Here is a 17,868-nt window from a genome sequence, read left to right on the forward strand (position 1 = left end):
GGTTTAGAACGTCAACCATAGAAAGCTGAATTCGCTGACATGCAGTCATTGATACCTGGGCAAAATGCAAAAGTTGATAATCCTATTGTGACCCTTCGTGTTGAAGGTAATATGGGGGTCAAGTGGTTGAGTTTAGTACTCGATGAGCAGCAGCAGGTTATTCAGGAAAAATGCACAGGTATCAATCAGACGAATGAAATGACTTGGTTGATTCAGCCATTCGAGTTGCCCGATCAAGTTAATAAAATAAAGTTCGTCGCCTATGGTGATGTTAGTTTGGCGACGTTGGTAAGTCAGCTAACCGTCATCTATACCGATACACTTATTGACCAGTCACTGTTTGAGGTGAAGACTGACCTCGCTAACAATCGTGATGAGTCGTTATTAATTGTGTCAGAGCTTTATCGCCATCAGGGAAGTTGGAAAGTTCGATCTGTTTGCCAAGGCTTTAATGATGGGATTGTTCAGCTTGAAAAGCAGTATAACATTTCCCTAACTGAGCCTGCATCAACAGCAAACACTGGTGGAGTGATAGATAAAGCAAAATCACAGGTATCTGCACAACAAAATAAACAAGTGCTTCATCCCATCTCAGCAGAAGATTTACTGGTTACACTCACTTGGGACAACCAGCTCAACCCCCATGACCCCATGAATAATGTACTTGATTTTAATCCGGTTAATGATATGCGGATTGGTGCATTTTATGAGTTGAGTAATGGACAGCGAGGTTTAGTTCAGTCTTACGGTGAAGAGCGAGGATCCTATTATGGTGTGCCATATATTCAGGCGCTGAGCAATGAAGAGCAGCGCGCTCAACAGTTACAGCTGAATACTCAATACTGGCATAAATCTTATCGTATTTTAGTTTACTGCTTTATTTTAGAAGGGTTAAGCCAATGGAATAAATTGGGTGCCAGCATTGATTTTAACAAATTAGACCAAATAAATATTAATTCCTATCGTTGTGATCAACCATTATGTGCCGTGGCAATGATAGAACGAGTGGCTCAACAATATAAGCTCACCCCGCTCGTTGAGTTTTTTGATTCATTGGTTGCAATGGATCAAGCGTATGGGTGGGGGTTGCCCTGGCGTTCACAACAACAAAACCCAGACTGACTAGAGGATTACATTATGGCAGGTGGATTTAGTGGCTTTTTAAACTCACTAAAAGAAAAAGCGAATGAACTAAAAGATGATGTAATGAAGTTTAAGAATAAAAACTTCTTAAATGCAGCAACGGGTGGGGCTGCTCTCATTGCTTTAGCTGATGGCTCGATTGATGCTGAAGAAAAGCAAAAAATGGTCAAATTTATTGAGAGTAATGAAGCATTAAAAGTATTTAAAACGACAGAAGTTGTGTCTACTTTCTCTGACCATGTTCAGAATCTGGAGTTTGATAAAGATATTGGTGAGTCAAAAGCGTTTGAAGCGCTTAATAAGCTTAAAGGTAATGAAGTCGCTTGTCGTACCGTTATGCGTTTGATTATTGCTATTGCGGCTGCTGATGGTGATTTTGATAATGATGAGAAAGCAGTTGCCAAGAAGATTGCTGTAGAGTTGGGGTTAAATCCCGCAGATTTTGAGTTGTAATTAATCCCGAACCAGGAAGTAATCGATGGAATCATTTGGTTTCCCTTTGGAAGCAGTTGTTGTTTTGTTTGTAGTAGTGACTGCTTCTGTTTGGTGTGATTTATTTAGTCACCGAAATTCAACTGAAATAAAATTTAAAGATGCTTTAGGTTGGTCTGTTTTTTGGGTTGCACTGGCCATTGCTTTTTATGCTTATCTATACCTTCGTTATGACGCCAAATGGGCTGATTTGTTTTTGACTGGTTATGTGCTGGAAAAAACACTGTCAGTAGACAATATGATGGTATTTATTGCTATTTTTGCCTCTTTTGGTATCAAAGGTGCTTTGCAACACCGAGTGCTTTACTACGGTATTATCGGAGCTTTGGTATTTAGAGCAATTTTTATCGCAGTAGGAACTTCCTTATTTGGCTTAAGTGTCTGGGTTGAGTTTATTTTTGGTTTAATTGTTGCCTGGACAGCTGTCATGATGCTGAAAGGTGGTGGAGATGATGAAGAAACGGAAGACTACTCTAATCACTGGTCAGTGCGTTGGACGAAAAAGCTGATTCCTGTGTTGCCGCGCTTGAGTGGTAATCATTTTTTTGTTAAGCATAGTGAGGTAGAAAAGCTTAAAGCGAATGACCCTAGTGTAAATGTGATCGGTAAAGCGGCTTTTTATGCAACACCACTCTTTTTATGCTTAATTTGTATTGAGATTAGTGATATTGTTTTTTCATTTGACTCAGTTCCTGCGATTATTGCAGTGACAGAAGAGCCTTTCTTGATTTATGCAGCAGTTATCTTTGCTATTCTAGGCTTGCGTAATCTTTATTTCATGTTAGCTGTTGCGGCTAAATATTTATGTCATCTGGAAAAAGCAGTAGCATTTGTTCTATTCTTCATTGCATTTAAGCTGTGTGCACAGGCAGCTGAGCATATCTGGGGATTCAGCATTGAAATTTCTCATAGCCTGAGCTTGTTCATTGTCTTAGGCACAATAACATTAGGTGTTGTAGCATCTATTGTGTTTCCTGAAAAAGAAGAATCAAACTCAAAAGAAAGTGAAGTGGTGTAATACTCAATACCTGCTGATTCTTAAGCAAAAGATATAACCACAATTAAGGAGAACATTGCATGGCAATTAGTTTATTAAAAGGTGGACGTGTCAACCTTGAAAAAGAAGCCCCTGGCTTAACTAAAATGCATGTGGGCTTAGGTTGGGATGTGCGCGCTACAGATGGTGCTGCATTTGACCTTGATGCTTCACTGCTCATGGTAAACACTGAAGGAAAAGGTATTGGTGAAGGAGGCTTTGTCTTCTATAACAATACCAAGTCAGCGTGTGGATCAATACAACACATGGGGGATAACCTGACTGGTGAAGGGGAAGGTGATGATGAAGTTCTCAAGGTTACCTTACCCAGTATTCCTGCAGAAGTTGAAAAACTAGTGGTTGTGGTGACTATTCACAATGCTGAAGAACGTAAGCAAAATTTTGGTCTGGTAGAAAATGCATTTATTCGCATCCTGAATGATGATAACCAGCAGGAAGTAGTCCGTTATGATCTGACAGAAGACTATTCTACTGAAACCTCACTTATTTTTGGCGAGATCTATAAAAAAGATGGTGAATGGCGCTTTGTGGCTAAAGGTGATGGTTTTGCAGGTGGATTATCAGCTTTTTTACAGACCTATGGGCTAGCCTAACCCCGACTGTATGAATAAATTGTAACAATAAAAGGATAGGAGAAAGAAAATGGCAGTTTCATTATCGAAAGGCGGTAATGTTAGTTTAGAAAAAGCAGCCCCTGGCATGACTAACACTATAATTGGCCTAGGCTGGGATGCTCGTGCTACTGACGGTTCAGATTTTGACCTTGATGCTTCCATTTTTATGGTCACTGACTCAGGTAAAGTACGTAGCGATGCTGACTTTATTTTCTATAACCAGCTAAAAAGCCAGTGTGGCTCTGTTGAGCATATGGGGGATAACCGTACTGGTGAAGGAGAAGGAGACGACGAGTCAGTAAAAGTTGATTTGGTTAAAATTCCAGCTGAGATCCAAAAAATTGTCATAGGCGTCACTATTCACGATGCAGAATCCAGAAACCAAAATTTTGGTCAGGTTTCTAACGCGTTTATTCGGATTGTGAATGAAGCCAATAATGAAGAGGTTGTGCGTTATGACTTAAGTGAAGATTACTCTGTTGAAACAGCGATGCTATTTGGTGAGCTGTATCGCCATGGCGGTGAATGGAAATTCAAAGCTGTGGGTCAAGGATTCAGTGGTGGCTTAAAGTCAATGGCGACTCAGTATGGTGTTAATGTAGGCTAGGTCTGTTCATCATTAAGGACTAGTACTCATTAGGTAGGCGGCATTAGCCGCCTATTTCCTTTCTTTTTCCTTTCTTTAGAAGTTGTTCCTCTCCATGGAAGAAAAAGTCGAAATTCAGTCTGGCGCTCTAGCTTTTACGATCAATCATCAGCAAAATAGTCAGCACTATAGTCTGTTTGATTTGCTAACTTTTGGTGCTAGACAAAACCCTAAGCGTGGCTATTTATTTATTTCAAAAGTATTAGGTAAACATATCCCTTGTCGGCCCTCCTTAATGAAAAAAACCTACGGTCATCTGGCTGAAACAATTCAGTTGATAGGGGATGCCTGTTTAGTAGTCGGTTTAGCTGAAACTGCTACTGGCCTAGGTGCAGGCGTAGCGGAAGCATTGGTAAAACCAGGATATAACCTGTTGTATACTCATACCACACGATATCAATTAACCGATGTGCCCGTTATATTCAGTATCGATGAAAGCCACAGTCATGCGCCTGCACATATTGTTTATCAACCAGCTCAGCAAATGAAAGTTAAGCAGGTACAAACGGCAGTTTTAGTCGATGATGAAATTACCACTGGTAATACTCTGATCCAATTGTCAGAAAAGTTAATCGATTATGTAGAAGACTTGCAAAAAATTGTATGGGTTAGTCTGGTTAGCTGGTTATCTGAGCAGCGTAAAGCAGAGATACAGCAGTTATTAGCAGGTGTTGAAGTATCCTTTGTTTGTTTGGTGGCAGGAGACTTCCATTTTACCCCAAGCACGGAGTTTTCCTGTGATTTGCCTGCCAGGGCTCAACAACACATTTCTCAGCAAGCGGTATTGGCTGAAATACGTAGAGGTATTACTTTTAATGAAGAGGTCAATTGCTTTTATAAGTTAAGTGGAATGCCTTTTACATTGGATGATCTGGCTAAGGCCGACAAATATACTGTGCTAGGTTATGGCGAATTTTTATATCAACCCTATAAGCTGGCAGAACAGATGGAAAGTCAGGGGCTTGATGTCGTGTTTCAGTCAACAACACGCTCCCCGATTCTAGAAGGAGATGGAATTAAACGAAAGGAAGTATTTGCCGTTGAAGGTGGTTATGAAAACTACGTTTATAATCGTCCTGAAGAACGTACGACAATAATTGCTTATGAAACCTATGCTCAATATCAGAGCTGTGGTCTAGCTAATCAAATAGACTGTATCCCTGTTATTCAACAGCTGGTCGAGGTGTAAAGATGTCACTTGTTGTATTTACCGATATTGATGACACGCTAATACAAACGGAGCGGAAGTGTTCAGTCAGTGACAAGCTGCACCCAGGGGCCGTTGATCGAGATGGGCAAGTTATTTCGTTTTATACAGAAAAGCAGCATAGATTAATAAACTTATTGGGTGATGGTAAATTGATTCCAGTAACAGGAAGAAATTATGCTGCGCTCTGTCGTACCCGGTTTTCATTTAATCATGAAATAGTGATTAATCATGGGGCATTAGTGCTTAATCAAGATCGAACCATTGATAATGGCTGGTTGCAAGTTATTGAGTTAACGCTGGCTCCATGGCAGGAGCTATTAGCAGAGTGGACAAGGCAGGTTCAGGTAATAATTGATCAACAACAGTTACCATTACGAACCAAAGTGATTACTGATTTTGATATAAACTGCTATGTGAGTATAAAGGTAGACAATCACGTTAATAAGATAGAGGACTTCTATTCATTATTAGAACCTATGATTAATGAGGTAAATGGCCTGGAAGGAGCGCGGGTTCATATTAACGGTCGAAATATGGCTCTATTGCCACCTTATGCTTCGAAAGCTAAAGCGGTTAATTATTTAAAGCAAAAATATCAAATGCTAGATGAACATACATTATTTGTTGGGGCAGGGGATAGTTTAAGTGATATAGAGTTTATGAAGGCCTGTGATTATCTGGTAGTGCCACAAAACAGTCAAATCACCGAACAAGCTTTTAACAAGTAAGAACAAGTGGGAAGTGGTATGGGGCAACAACAATTGTTAACAGGCAGCTATCACCCAGAAGATTGTCAGTTTCTTTTGCAAGAAGCCGAAGGTGTAGAGTTACTGACAGTAGAGGAAAAAGAACAGCGTTTACAATCGGGTATCCATTACTCGCAGATGGTATCTATCGAGCAGGCTCCTACTCAAGCTTATCTTGAGATCTTTTATAAATTAACAGCTAAATATAAAAACAGACTGGCAACAGAAATTATACAACTGGCTAAATTACTTCAGCAAACAGTTGGTCGTTCAATTACGTTGGTTTCTTTGGCGAGAGCTGGCACTCCAATTGGTATTTTACTCAAGCGTGCTTTATTAGCATTAGGCAGTGTTTCTTCAGTACAGCACTATTCTATTTCTATTATTCGTGGCAAGGGAATTGATGAAGCGGCTTTGGCGTATTTACAAGCCAGTGGTGTGAAGGCTGAGTCTATTGTATTTGTTGATGGTTGGACGGCAAAAGGCGCGATTACGCGAGAATTAAAGCAGGCAATAGCAGACTGGAATATAAACAATAAAGACTACCAACTCAGTGATAAGCTATGTGTGGTATCAGATATTGGTTTCACAGCTCATTATGTGGCTACTTATGATGATTATGTGATCCCTTCTGGTATTTTAAATAGCACTGTATCGGGCTTGGTTTCAAGAACTATTCGTAACCCAGATGTGATGGGCTTTCATCAATGTGTCACCTATCATGATTTACAAAACCATGATTTAAGTAATTGGTTTATTGAAGAAGTTGCCAGTGAAATTACCCAGTTGAATACAGCTGTATTAAAAACACCAGAAATACTCGATCCACAATTACAACAAAGACAGCATCAGGTTGTATTAGCGTATTTAACTCAAGTTATGAAATCGCATGATATTACCGATATTAATAAAGTGAAACCAGGTATTGCAGAAGCTACTCGGGTCATGTTGCGCCGGATTCCTGATTTATTGATTTTAAAAAATAGGCATCAAGAAGATGTTGAACATTTGTTAATGTTGGCAGAAGAAAAGCAAATTAGCGTTGCATTTGATCCCACCATGCCATTTAATGCATTGGCCTTGATTAAAGATTTAACAAGGAATCAGCTATGAAAAAACATGCTGAGCAACTGTATTATCGATTAGGGGCAACACTATATATGCCCGCGATCAGACCTGATCTTGCGCAGAAATTAACAACAACTCAGGCCGGATCAGTGGTGCTCTGTACAGAAGATGCTATTTCGGAGTCTCAAATTGAAGAGGCATTAAAAAATATTAATAAGCTGTTGATGAGTTTTCCTCAAATCAATACTAATGTATTTATTCGAGCTCGCTCACCACAGGTTTTAGCTAATTTGCTGGCACTGGATACGATTGATCAAATTAAGGGGTTTGTTATCCCGAAAATTGATCACAGCAATGTACATGAATATAAAGAAGCTGTTGAGGATTCTGGTAAAAATGCCTTTTATTTAATGCCAACCATTGAAACTGAAATAGCCTTTGATAATCAAGAGTTAATCCAATTACGAAAGTTTATTGATACATTTCCTGTCGGCATTCCTTGTTTTAGAATAGGGGGCAACGACTTATTAAGCCTGCTTGGTATAAAAAGACCCGACTATGTAACGATTTATGAAACGCCTGTGCGAATTGCCATTGACAACTGCATTACTGCTTTTAGGCCCTTTGGTTATCAATTATCAGCACCAGTATTTGAATATATTGATGATAAAAACTTACCTTTATTAAAAAAAGAACTGATGCTTGATCGTGCTTACGGTTTTCTTAATAAAACGGCTATTCATCCTGTTCAAGTTGACTTGATTCAGGAAATTCTTTCTGTCAAAAACGAAGAGCTTGACTTAGCTAAAAAAATTATTCTGCATCAAGATAAAGCTGTATTTAAAGCCGATGGGCAAATGTGCGAGCCGTCCACTCATATCAATTGGGCAAAGAAAGTGCTTGCCATTGATAGGAGATAGCTATAAATGGAAGATTCTCGAATCAATAAGTCATCCTGGAATAAAGTTTGTGCCACACTTGTTCAGCAGGCTAGGCAGAAAAATAATCTCACATTTCGAGATTTGGCTGAATTAATTAAACAAAAAACGAGTATTGATATAGAACCAAATAACTTAGCCAATCGAGTTAATCGGGGTAACTTTTCAGCATCACTATTACTGGCCGCCTTTTTTGCGATGGAAGAACCATTGCCAAGAAGTAATGAGTTAGAAAATATAGTCGTTAAGGTATTTGAACAACCATAACCTTGATTAGACGAGAGTACGCTATAAACTAGTTTTATTTAAAGCTTATGTCAATCTCACTTTCCATAGTTGTATTTATATTGCCGTTAATTGCTTGTTTGTTGATTTGTTGGCTGGTAGGCGAGTTGCTTAGAGAGTTTTTAGCAAGTAGTAAGCAGTTGATAGTGGCTACTATTTTAGCTGCTTTAACCATTTTTCATTTGGTTATAGCAGGCCCATTTGAGTATCGAGCACAATGGGGGCTTTATGCTTTACTACCAGGTATTGGGCTCGTGTTGTTAGTATTGCCTGAAGTAGGCAATATAGTAAACATAAGAGCAAAAAAACTACTGCCTGAAGAAGTGTGGAGCACTGCTGGTATCTTACTCCTTGTCGTGCCTTTAGTGAGGTGGGTGGTTAGATAGAAGGCAACGATATACTTATTTACTTGTTGAACTTGAGAGCTTTAATTAAGTTATTTATTTCCTGGCATGAGGGATGATCTTTATCACAAGTAGTATAGATTTCTATAATATAGGAATCTTTAAATGTCGCATAGCTTTGTTCTAGGGTTATAACTGTTGGATCATATTTAATAGTGGTACTAATTTTGTCAAATTCTATACCACTGATTGCCTGGGTGGCCGTATTATAAGGCGTGTCAGGGTCAGGTAATTTATTTTTAAGCAGGTAGTTTTTTGCAGAGGTTATGCCTTCAATGGCATCTATAGGAATAAGGCTAATAGCGATAACGCTATTTGTGTTTTTCTTATTTGCTTCAAACATGACCTCTTGATCTAGCTTCAAGTGATAAGCAACCTGACTTCCCATGGCTTGTTGATTTTGGATATTAGCATCAAGAATCTCCCAAGACTTATCCAGGGTCACTGATAGAGAAATCGACCCTGTTGCTAAGGCCAAGCTAGTTGGGATAACAGCTAGTAAGCTAATAAGAAAAAAACGGCTAGCTAATAACATAGCATTTTGACTCACTTTATACTATTCGCAAATTGCACGGTCAGTAGTAAAGTATAGCTAGCGATAGCGTTATTTTATAACTTTTCTATGAATTAATATAAACTAGTGAGCTACTACAGTGATTTTAATCCAATGGTCTTTTCTGCCGCAAAGTATTAAATAATCCTTTAATGATAAATTCCTGTTAACATAAGTAGTGGCAATATTGCTATAGTTGGTGTCAATATATCGTTAAATAACTGTCATAACTGAGGTATCATGGAAAGTGACACGTACCAGGATGGTAATAAAAATATATTATCCGTTGTTGTATGGCGATAGGAAGACTGCTTTTAAAATTTTAGTTGTTGATGAAGAGTAAATTCCAGATTTTTTAGAGGTTAGGTTAATAGCTTTATTCTTTTAATGAGGAGTTATAGATGGTATACGTTTATCTAGCTATTGCCATTGTGGCCGAAGTGGCTGCTACCAGTGCATTAAAAGCATCAGAAGAGTTTACTAAGCTGATTCCCAGTTTAATTGTTGTAATTGGTTATGGATTGGCATTTTATTTGTTAACCTTGGTGTTAAGAACCATGCCTGTTGGGATTGCATATGCAATATGGTCTGGGCTTGGCATTGTACTGGTTGCTATTGTAGGGGTGGTTGTTTATCGACAAGTACTTGATTTACCTGCAATAGTTGGGATGTTATTGATTGTTGTAGGCGTTATTATAATTAATGTATTCTCGAGAACAGTGGGTCATTGACCCTTTTGCTTGGGTTGTTTTTATTTAGGCTGTCGTATTAAAACAAAATTGTTGCTGAGGCTGGAGCAATCCAGCCAGTCAGTTTTATCCATATTATCTACAAACTTTTTAAGATAAGGCTAAGTACAGGCTGCTGGCGAGGCAAGCACCTGCTATGGGACCTAACACGGGCACCCAAGCATAATCCCATTGGCTGGTGCCTTTGTTACTAATGGGAAGCATTGCATGCATAATACGTGGGGCTAAGTCTCTGGCAGGATTAATCGCATAACCTGTGGTGCCACCTAGCGACATACCAATGACTACCACTAAAATAGCGACAGGTAATGCACCTAGCGAACCTAAACCAATGGTTGTATTAGCATCATTTAACTGCAGGGTAGGAGCAGAAAAATATAAGATGACAAATACTAACGCGAAGGTACCTACTAACTCTGAAAAGAAGTTACGTGGTAGATTGCGAATAGCTGGGCTAGTAGAAAATACGCCGAGTTTTGTATTTTTATCTTCTGTTGCATCAAAATGGTCTTTGTACACCAACCAGACAATTAAAGCACCTAAGGAGGCTCCGATCATTTGTGCTAAACAATAACTGGCAAGATTTTCCCAAGGAAATAAGCCAGCAAAAGCTAAACCTACTGATACTGCCGGGTTTAAATGAGCTCCACTCACTGGCCCTGCTACCACCACACCCGTAAAAACAGCAAAACCCCAGGCAAAAGTAATGACAATCCAGCCGCTATTATGGCCAATGGTTTTATTTAAGCTAACATTTGCTACTACTCCACTGCCTAATAGGATTAAAAAAAATGTCCCTAGCAGCTCTGCTATAAAGGGAGTCATATCCATACCTCCAAACCACATTGATTTTAAAAAAGATATGGTAATTAAAAAAGTGGCAATATATAGCAAGCTATTTTTGACTAAATAGTCGTTGTAAAATTGAAAAGCAATGTAAGGGTATTATTAAATCGAAGAGTTAAGGGGGCGTTTTGCCCCCCCCATGGTAGGTTAGTGGAAAATAAACCAATTGCTATTGCTTGTAATGGTTAATGACCATGGTTGTCGCCAGTGGAGCTGGCGCTGGCGTTCGAACCAAAATAAGACCTTGGTCAGGCTATAAGCAGTGCGATTAACCTGTTGTTGACTGCTGTTGTTGCTCTGGTAGATGGCTTTTGCCTGATTGATGTGGTTAGCCAGCTTTTGTTGTGCGCTGACTGGAAAATACCACAATGGATGTGTTTTATTGGATAAGTTAAGCTGGTAGCTTGCCATTTCAATAGTGGCTGCTAAGCCTGATTTGTAAACGACAGGACGAAATTGAGTAACTTTATCCAGCACTTGTTGTAAGTAATCAATTGCTGTATCGACCTGTTGTTGAGAGGCTTTTTTATCAGTTTGGACTTCCATTGCCTGAAGTAAATATTGGGTAAGAGACCATTTCAATGAGTAAGGGTAAAAGTTCCAGACATCATTAATCACGACTCTTTGATAAACAATCCAGGCTTGCTCTATCAGTTGGTTGAGCTCTGTCTTAATGACTTGTTTAGGCTCAAATTGAAGTTCGATAATGATGGGGTCATGATCAGAGGCGCTAAACAAATTATCAGATTTTGGCAGTTGACCAGAATACTTACGGCTATATTCAAACAGGCTGTTCTCAACAGAGTTGATATGCCAGTCGACAATATCAACGACTTTATTAGCTAATGCTGGCGAAGCCAGCGCATGATCTAAGTTACCTAACTCGCCTTCATAGCTGTAACTGAAAGTCTTATTACCATGGAGTGTTGTGTTTAAATTGATTAAACCGTAACCTGTGGTAACAGTTTGAGGTGCCTGCCAAGGTTTTCCTGCTAACACCGTTTGAACTGCTGTGTTGATTGGGCGTGCTGCTTGATTTGCTGGGAAATTGGTGAGAGTAAGCAGGGGATCCTCTTGGCCGTATGCATTTAAGTCACCCAAAACAAGAATATTATCACCAAGTGATTTCTTATGTTGTGTTAGGTATTCACCTAACCGATAAGCAGCTGATACCCTTAACTCATTACAACTGCCTTGTAAATCATCAATATAGTTAGAAGCAGTTGGTTTGCCTGTGACCCGTCCTCTGCTATCAAGCGGTATTTTTCCATCGACAGCATATTCTAGGTAATCTTCAAGGCACATAGAACCTTTGGATTTAAAGTGATTAACAACAACGGATAATGTTTCTCCTGATTGGGTTTTAAAGGTTTGAATTAAGCTGTCACGTTGTCCTTTATTAAAATTACGTTGCTTGTCTTCAGTGGAAGTGACTGTGAATTGTTGATGGGGCATAGTGACGATATGGGGGGTATCTGCTAAAGCAACTTGGCTAGGGCGGTATAAAATGCCTACCGCAATTGCATCATTACCAATATAAGTTGAAGAGCTGGGTTTAATAAATTGATAATGATCGTCAGGGTTGCTCATGGCTTGGTTAAGTGCAGTGACTAACGAATAGATAGCGCTGTTTGCAGTAAAACCATTATTTTCAATTTCCATTAGGCCAATAATGTCAGCATCCATTGCTATCAAGGCATTGACAATTTTCGTTTGTTGCAGCGTAAAGTCAGCTAAGCTAGTGGCTCCCCGATTTTGGTTATTGGCAGGGTTGGGAGCAGCTTCAGGTACAACTCGATTAAAGTAGTTCAGAACATTGAAGCTGGTAACGCGTAAGTTGCCGTGTTGTTTGATCGGTGGGGTTGCTTGTCGAGGATAATGAGTGTGATCAAAGGCATTATCAGCAATCAGTTGTGTAGGAATAACACTATATTGACCATAAGCATACTTAATGACTCCAGTTAGCTGGTCAATAGTGTCACCAATACGAATATAAAACTGGTTAGGTTCAAATGGAGGATAAAAGCTAATTACTCCATTTTGTTGTTTATGGTCAGTTTCGATAGTGATTTGATTTTGCTGGTTTGCTTTTGCCAGCTGCTTAGCTTCTTCGCTCAGTGCAGGGAATAACTGCGTTGGTTTATATAAGGGGGAACCTTGAGTAAGGACCATATCATTACGTCGGCTGTTAAAGTTGAATCCATAGTTTTTGGTGACGGTTAATGCCGCATCACCTTGCCAGCGGACTTGCATACCTTCATAAGGTTCTAGTGCTTGTAATGACGTATCTGCGGCTAACTCTACAATACGCGTACTGTCTTGGTGTTGATTGGCCTGGGCACAAACCTGGGCTTGTTTCAACACCAGTTGTGTTTCGTTATAGTGCTCTTTAACTAAACCTTGCACTCGCACTTTGTCGCCAACATTTACTGCAACTGTGGGGTTGCCAAAAATGAAGATGCCTTCTGAGGTGTTTGGGTCTGCATCTTCATCATAGATTTCTTCCTGAATAAAAAAGCCTTGATAACGGTTGGAAGTTAACTGAGTGACAATGCCTTCTACCAATACGTTATTATCACTTTGTCGCTTACCGGCTGGAATGAATGGGCTGCGCTTGCCAGGTCCTTGGATCTGGCTTATCAGGGAAACATCGCCTGTTGTGCAGCTGATAGTGTTTTGGCTGGGTGTGCCAAAGGCAACACTGCCTAGTGTTTCAGCCATTACCTCAGAGCTGCTTGCAGGAGAAAATTGCCACTGAATGGACTGATATTGCTGACTGGCTTTTCCAATAGTGCGTTGAATGACTTGGTCTTTACCAAAATTATTGCGTTTACCTGGGGTGCCAATAATGTCCAGCAGCTGTTGGTTATTGAATAATGCAATGGGGTCATCTCCATTGAAATTAATTACTGAGTCATTTGTGACCAGTTGAGCTTTGCTCTGAATAGCACTATCTGCTTTTGCATGACTGATAACGTAGGTGGTTTTAGCGGCGAGGGTACCATTGAGAGAAAGCGTAGCGGTTTTATTTGGGTCACCATTGGTGTATTTCGTCAGCTGGTAATCAGTTAGATTAATTGGCTGTGAAGTGGGGTTGTATAACTCAATTGCCTTATTATAGCTTTTGCCTTCACTGTATTCACTGATGATTAATTCAGCACTGAGTGGCAGGCTTAGGCAAGCACCAAGACCTGCAATTAATGGTTTGTAGAGTTTAGGCATAGGGTCTTCTCTTATATTACGTTATTGTTGGTTATAGTGGCGTTCTTTAGCGCTGTGAATGCTTTTTATTTCGCTTCACTTCTACAGCCAGGATTGGTTTGCTATTAGGTGATTAGCAGGGGCTGTAACGAAATGTTTTACACCATTAAGTTGATTGTTTTTGCGATAGAAAATGAACAAACGACTATTTGCTATTGGTAAATAATAGATAGTAAGTAAAGGGTTGTGTGTTGTGTTAACACTACAAGTATCTAGTGTATGCTGTATATATTTAATAAAGATTAACGGATATCATAGGCATCACGGCACTTCGTATAACATTGCAAAAAAAGTCGCATGATTTGCGTACCAATTTGATGGGCAACCTTAGCATTGTCTTTTATTTTTTGGCAACTTTTTTATTGCTTTACATTAGGGTGTAGATAAAAAACGTTAATTATATAAGAAACTATAAATATACTTTTGTGTTTACTAATTAATCTGCAAAAAAAACTGTTCAATCGGTCAGGTTTTGTTGGGGGTTATTTAGCATTCTTTTGGTTTAATTATTTTAATGCTTAATAACTGATGACTAATATTGGGCCGCTTAAATTTATATTGGTTGATTATCTGTCTATTTTATCTATGAATTAAATTATTCTTATTTTTTATAGTAAACTATTTTTTGCTGTTGTCTGTTTAGACTTAAGTCGAAGTAAATTGCGCGTACTAATTAGAGTGATTGAGTTGGAGCATTATTATTTTTAAAAATAGTAGTGTGTATTAAAAATAAAAAATCGTAATAGCTGTGACGTATGGTAAGCTTAGTTGAGTGTTTTAGCTTGAAGGTAGGCAATGTCAGGTATTGTAATCTACCAAGTATTAGCCAGTGGGTAATACTTGGTAGATTAGAGAAGGTAATCAGTGAACTCAAAGAATGGTTTTAAGGTTTCTCTCCTCGTTTCAGCCGTTGCTCTATATCTGTTAGGCAAGCGGGAAGATCTTTAATAGTGTCAATAACATAGTGCGCACCAGTGCGATACAGTTGAATAGTTACTGCGCTTCTTAACGTATCTTGCTGAGTATTATCGAGGGCTTGCCAATCTTCGAGGCTTTTACCTATTTTATTGCCGCTGACTGCCACTGCAACTGTCCACATGCCAGCATTTAAGCCTTCTTCGATGCCAGATTCTGTATCATCAACTTTAACGCAAGCATGGATATGTTCAACGTCTAGTTCAATAGCGCTTTTCAAACTCATATGAGGATAAGGGCGGCCACGGGATACTTCATTAGCACACACAGCACTGGTTGTAGTTACCCCTTTGTTGTGTAATTCTGGCAGTAAGTCTGCTACTAGACTGCGACTGTAGTCTGTATTGATACCTAGTTTAATGCCTTGTTTAAGTAATTGCTTCGCTAATTCAATGGCACCCGGTACTAAGTCGGCATGATTTAAAATAGACTGGATCTGATGAGGAATAAACTGCTGCTGTAAATTTTCTAAATCTTCATGACTGGGTAGTCGACCATATTGGTTTGACCAGGCTTCACTCACCATTCCTTCATCTAGCAACTGTTTTAACTGTTGCTGGTAATCAGAAGTATTGAGTTGACGGAGAAGTGGTTCAGGCAAGTCAATATTATGATCAGCAAATGTTGCTTGCAATGCTTCTACTGGTGCCATTGCGCCAAAGTCGATGAGAGTACCAGCGAGATCAAAGATGACGCCTTGGACTTTGCCAATGTATTTGCGCTGATTGCTGTAACTCTTTGGTTGCTCCTGCATTATTATGTTCCTTATTAGTTAGCGACTGCTACAGCGTCCGGCAGACGACAAATAACCTATTTTAGTGTTGGGCTTATCCTACCAATCAGTTTAGTCACAGTACAAGTAATACTCCTAGTAAAAAGTCATGAAGGCTTTAAGATAGTGTAGCCGGATAGTTAAAAAAACCCTAGTTTCTAACACTACAGAAGATAGTCAAAAAATATTGTCTAACAATGATGCTTGGCATTTTAAGTACACTTTCCTCAGCCTACTATAAAAAAATAACATGACAGTTATATGAAATAAACTCGGTTTATTTTTATGAATATTCTATGAAATTTACATGATGACCTCTTTACCATCAGCTCAGCAGTCAGTAAATTAAAAACAGATAATAAATTTAGTTAATTAACTGAATGCAGCATGGGTTGCATTAGAACGCTTAGCTTAAAGGGGAGTAGTGGTGTGAATAGCAACAAACGCCTGAAAAAAGTATTTAAGTGGCTGGCAAGGGGGGGTTTGGCCTCTGCTTGTGTGGTAAGTGCTTCAACAGCATTTGCTGCTGAAAGCAAAGTAAAGAATATTATCTTTTTAATTGGGGATGGAATGGGGCCACAACAGGTTGGTTTGCTGGAAGCTTATGCAAGGCAAGCGCCTCACTCAATTTATCCGCAAGGTAAAACAGCAATGGCTCAATTGGCTGATAGGGGAGTGGTTGGGCTGTCAATGCATAACCCCGCAGGCGCCATTGTAGTTGACTCAGCCAGCTCGGCTACTCAGTTAGCAACGGGGTTACCTGCAGGCTCTGAAATGATTGGTTTAGATGATCGAGGAAATGCGGTTGAAACAGTATTAGAACAGGCTAAAAAAGCAGGCAAAGCTACCGGCTTGGTTTCTGATACGCGTTTAACTCATGCAACACCTGCTTCCTTTGCTGCTCATCAGCCTCATCGATCGTTGGAAAATAAAATTGCAGAAGATATGTTGGCAACAGCACCTGATGTCATGTTATCTGGCGGATTGCGCCACTGGATTCCCAAAGATGCAGCAAAGGCGGGCAAGTTACATGATCAGGTAACCGCCATGGTGGGCGACAAGATTAGCTTAAAATCAAAACGAAAAGATAATCTAAACCTGCTGGCTGAAGCTAAGCAAGCTGGTTACCAGTTGGCTTTTAATCGTGATCAACTAACAGCAGCTTCTAATAATGGCAAAGTGTTAGGATTATTCAGTAGTTCTGGCATGCTGGATGGAATTGCTTATAACAAGGTAAAGAATGATCCTGATCGGCGTGAACCGAGCCTGAGGGAAATGACCGAAAAAGCACTGGCAGTATTATCAAATGATCCAGATGGCTTCTTTTTGATGGTAGAAGGGGGTCAAATCGATTGGGCTGGCCATAATAATGATGCTGGTACTATGTTGCATGAGATGCTTAAATTTGATGAGGCCATTGCGGCTGTACTGGAATGGGCGAAAGGCCGCAATGATACCCTGGTGGTATTAACAGCAGATCATGAAACAGGGTCATTTGGCTTTAGTTATTCTGCTGCAAATTTACCAAAAGCATCTACCTTATCTGGCAATGCATTTAAAAACGTCAAGTTTAAGCCTAATTTTAACTTTGGCAGCCCAACTATTTTAGACAAGCTGTACAGTCAACAAAAAAGTTTTAGTGCTATGTTTGCAGAATTTTGGGCGCTGCCTAAAAATCAGCAAGACGAAAAAGCATTAGTGAAGATTGTTAATGCAAACAGTGAGTTTAAAATTACCGATGCGCAGGCTGAGCGAATTTTAGCGACAGCTAAAAATCCCTATTATCAGCCTGATCACAAATACCTTAGCTTGAAGCAGTTCCCTAAAGTCACTGACTTTACTGCATTTTATGTATATGGTGATGAGGTAAAGCTTAACTTATTAGGCCGTGAGTTAGCAGAACAACAAAACGTAGTCTGGGGAACGGGCACTCATACCCATACGCCAGTTGCTGTGTTGGCCTATGGGCCTGAGTCACTGATCAAAAGTTTTGCAACCATTCAACATCATACAGATATTGGGCAAAAACTGAAGTCTGCTTTAAGGTAAGTAGTAGCTAATAATGCTGTTGCCTTTCCTTAGCCTTGGTAAAGTAGGAAAGGCATAGCT

The 17,868-nt window shown here is 39.6% G+C and carries 17 protein-coding genes; 13 read left to right on the forward strand and 4 right to left on the reverse strand.

Annotated elements, in window-relative coordinates; genetic code table 11:
- Positions 1-39 precede the first annotated feature (39 nt).
- The 11 genes from ORQ98_RS06420 to ORQ98_RS06470 all read left to right on the forward strand — a co-directional run bounded on the left by ORQ98_RS06420 (position 40) and on the right by ORQ98_RS06470 (position 8,585).
- The gene (locus tag ORQ98_RS06420) at positions 40-1,122 is read left to right on the forward strand and encodes a TerD family protein (RefSeq protein WP_274687958.1); all 1,083 of its coding nucleotides are present in this window, start codon (positions 40-42) and stop codon (positions 1,120-1,122) included.
- 15 nt (positions 1,123-1,137) lie between these two features.
- A complete protein-coding gene (locus tag ORQ98_RS06425) occupies positions 1,138-1,596 on the forward strand; it encodes a tellurite resistance TerB family protein (RefSeq protein WP_274687959.1) in 459 nt (152 codons plus the stop codon).
- A gap of 25 nt (positions 1,597-1,621) precedes the next feature.
- The gene (locus ORQ98_RS06430) at positions 1,622-2,653 is read left to right on the forward strand and encodes a TerC/Alx family metal homeostasis membrane protein (RefSeq protein ID WP_274687960.1); all 1,032 of its coding nucleotides are present in this window, start codon (positions 1,622-1,624) and stop codon (positions 2,651-2,653) included.
- A gap of 59 nt (positions 2,654-2,712) precedes the next feature.
- Positions 2,713-3,285, forward strand: a complete 573-nt coding sequence (locus ORQ98_RS06435) for a TerD family protein (protein ID WP_274687961.1) — start codon at positions 2,713-2,715, stop codon at positions 3,283-3,285.
- A 49-nt stretch (positions 3,286-3,334) separates the two neighbouring features.
- Positions 3,335-3,913 carry a TerD family protein gene (locus ORQ98_RS06440; RefSeq protein ID WP_274687962.1) on the forward strand — a complete coding sequence of 193 codons (579 nt, stop codon included), beginning with the start codon at positions 3,335-3,337 and terminating at the stop codon, positions 3,911-3,913.
- Between the two features lie 94 nt (positions 3,914-4,007).
- Positions 4,008-5,141, forward strand: coding sequence for a phosphoribosyltransferase domain-containing protein (locus tag ORQ98_RS06445; protein WP_274687963.1), 1,134 nt, complete (start codon positions 4,008-4,010; stop codon positions 5,139-5,141).
- Between the two features lie 2 nt (positions 5,142-5,143).
- Positions 5,144-5,890 carry an HAD family hydrolase gene (locus ORQ98_RS06450; RefSeq protein WP_274687964.1) on the forward strand — a complete coding sequence of 249 codons (747 nt, stop codon included), beginning with the start codon at positions 5,144-5,146 and terminating at the stop codon, positions 5,888-5,890.
- A gap of 18 nt (positions 5,891-5,908) precedes the next feature.
- The gene (locus ORQ98_RS06455) at positions 5,909-7,021 is read left to right on the forward strand and encodes a cysteine protease StiP family protein (RefSeq protein ID WP_274687965.1); all 1,113 of its coding nucleotides are present in this window, start codon (positions 5,909-5,911) and stop codon (positions 7,019-7,021) included.
- Positions 7,018-7,896: an aldolase/citrate lyase family protein gene (locus ORQ98_RS06460; RefSeq protein WP_274687966.1), complete on the forward strand. Its 879-nt coding sequence runs from the start codon at positions 7,018-7,020 to the stop codon at positions 7,894-7,896. Before ORQ98_RS06455 ends, ORQ98_RS06460 begins: the two co-directional genes overlap by 4 nt.
- Before the next feature lie 6 nt (positions 7,897-7,902).
- Complete coding sequence (locus ORQ98_RS06465; protein ID WP_274687967.1) at positions 7,903-8,181, forward strand: DUF6471 domain-containing protein; 279 nt, start codon at positions 7,903-7,905, stop codon at positions 8,179-8,181.
- A 47-nt stretch (positions 8,182-8,228) separates the two neighbouring features.
- Positions 8,229-8,585 (forward strand): hypothetical protein, encoded by a 357-nt coding sequence (locus ORQ98_RS06470; RefSeq protein WP_274687968.1) that lies wholly within the window; start codon positions 8,229-8,231, stop codon positions 8,583-8,585.
- Between the two features lie 19 nt (positions 8,586-8,604).
- Here ORQ98_RS06470 and ORQ98_RS06475 read toward each other — a convergent pair whose 3' ends face one another.
- The gene (locus ORQ98_RS06475) at positions 8,605-9,153 is read right to left on the reverse strand and encodes a hypothetical protein (RefSeq protein WP_274687969.1); all 549 of its coding nucleotides are present in this window, start codon (positions 9,151-9,153) and stop codon (positions 8,605-8,607) included.
- A gap of 404 nt (positions 9,154-9,557) precedes the next feature.
- On the opposite strand from ORQ98_RS06475, the gene ORQ98_RS06480 reads away from it, so the two are divergent.
- The gene (locus ORQ98_RS06480; RefSeq protein WP_274687970.1) at positions 9,558-9,887 is read left to right on the forward strand and encodes a DMT family transporter; all 330 of its coding nucleotides are present in this window, start codon (positions 9,558-9,560) and stop codon (positions 9,885-9,887) included.
- A 108-nt stretch (positions 9,888-9,995) separates the two neighbouring features.
- On the opposite strand, the gene ORQ98_RS06485 is transcribed toward ORQ98_RS06480, so the two are convergent.
- From ORQ98_RS06485 to phnX, 3 genes are all read right to left on the reverse strand, one after another.
- Positions 9,996-10,730 carry an MIP/aquaporin family protein gene (locus ORQ98_RS06485; RefSeq protein WP_274687971.1) on the reverse strand — a complete coding sequence of 245 codons (735 nt, stop codon included), beginning with the start codon at positions 10,728-10,730 and terminating at the stop codon, positions 9,996-9,998.
- Positions 10,731-10,898: 168 nt separating this feature from the next.
- The gene (locus ORQ98_RS06490) at positions 10,899-13,973 is read right to left on the reverse strand and encodes an ExeM/NucH family extracellular endonuclease (protein ID WP_274687972.1); all 3,075 of its coding nucleotides are present in this window, start codon (positions 13,971-13,973) and stop codon (positions 10,899-10,901) included.
- A gap of 922 nt (positions 13,974-14,895) precedes the next feature.
- The gene (phnX, locus tag ORQ98_RS06495) at positions 14,896-15,741 is read right to left on the reverse strand and encodes a phosphonoacetaldehyde hydrolase (RefSeq protein ID WP_274687973.1); all 846 of its coding nucleotides are present in this window, start codon (positions 15,739-15,741) and stop codon (positions 14,896-14,898) included.
- 447 nt (positions 15,742-16,188) lie between these two features.
- Between phnX and ORQ98_RS06500 the strand changes: the two genes are divergently transcribed.
- Complete coding sequence (locus ORQ98_RS06500) at positions 16,189-17,808, forward strand: alkaline phosphatase (RefSeq protein WP_274687974.1); 1,620 nt, start codon at positions 16,189-16,191, stop codon at positions 17,806-17,808.
- The last annotated feature ends 60 nt before the right edge of the window (positions 17,809-17,868 follow it).

It is taken from the genome of Spartinivicinus poritis, assembly GCF_028858535.1.
GTDB lineage: Bacteria > Pseudomonadota > Gammaproteobacteria > Pseudomonadales > Zooshikellaceae > Spartinivicinus > Spartinivicinus poritis.

Bases quoted from the DNA above. Each gene is read 5' to 3' on its own strand.
- ORQ98_RS06490 (WP_274687972.1), bottom strand. From the start codon at position 13,973: ATGCCTAAACTCTACAAACCATTAATTGCAGGTCTTGGTGCTTGCCTA.
- phnX (WP_274687973.1), bottom strand. From the start codon at position 15,741: ATGCAGGAGCAACCAAAGAGTTACAGCAATCAGCGCAAATACATTGGC.
- ORQ98_RS06450 (WP_274687964.1), top strand. From the start codon at position 5,144: ATGTCACTTGTTGTATTTACCGATATTGATGACACGCTAATACAAACG.
- ORQ98_RS06465 (WP_274687967.1), top strand. From the start codon at position 7,903: ATGGAAGATTCTCGAATCAATAAGTCATCCTGGAATAAAGTTTGTGCC.
- ORQ98_RS06480 (WP_274687970.1), top strand. From the start codon at position 9,558: ATGGTATACGTTTATCTAGCTATTGCCATTGTGGCCGAAGTGGCTGCT.
- ORQ98_RS06425 (WP_274687959.1), top strand. From the start codon at position 1,138: ATGGCAGGTGGATTTAGTGGCTTTTTAAACTCACTAAAAGAAAAAGCG.
- ORQ98_RS06445 (WP_274687963.1), top strand. From the start codon at position 4,008: ATGGAAGAAAAAGTCGAAATTCAGTCTGGCGCTCTAGCTTTTACGATC.
- ORQ98_RS06435 (WP_274687961.1), top strand. From the start codon at position 2,713: ATGGCAATTAGTTTATTAAAAGGTGGACGTGTCAACCTTGAAAAAGAA.
- ORQ98_RS06455 (WP_274687965.1), top strand. From the start codon at position 5,909: ATGGGGCAACAACAATTGTTAACAGGCAGCTATCACCCAGAAGATTGT.
- ORQ98_RS06485 (WP_274687971.1), bottom strand. From the start codon at position 10,730: ATGACTCCCTTTATAGCAGAGCTGCTAGGGACATTTTTTTTAATCCTA.
- ORQ98_RS06440 (WP_274687962.1), top strand. From the start codon at position 3,335: ATGGCAGTTTCATTATCGAAAGGCGGTAATGTTAGTTTAGAAAAAGCA.
- ORQ98_RS06430 (WP_274687960.1), top strand. From the start codon at position 1,622: ATGGAATCATTTGGTTTCCCTTTGGAAGCAGTTGTTGTTTTGTTTGTA.
- ORQ98_RS06420 (WP_274687958.1), top strand. From the start codon at position 40: ATGCAGTCATTGATACCTGGGCAAAATGCAAAAGTTGATAATCCTATT.
- ORQ98_RS06460 (WP_274687966.1), top strand. From the start codon at position 7,018: ATGAAAAAACATGCTGAGCAACTGTATTATCGATTAGGGGCAACACTA.
- ORQ98_RS06470 (WP_274687968.1), top strand. From the start codon at position 8,229: ATGTCAATCTCACTTTCCATAGTTGTATTTATATTGCCGTTAATTGCT.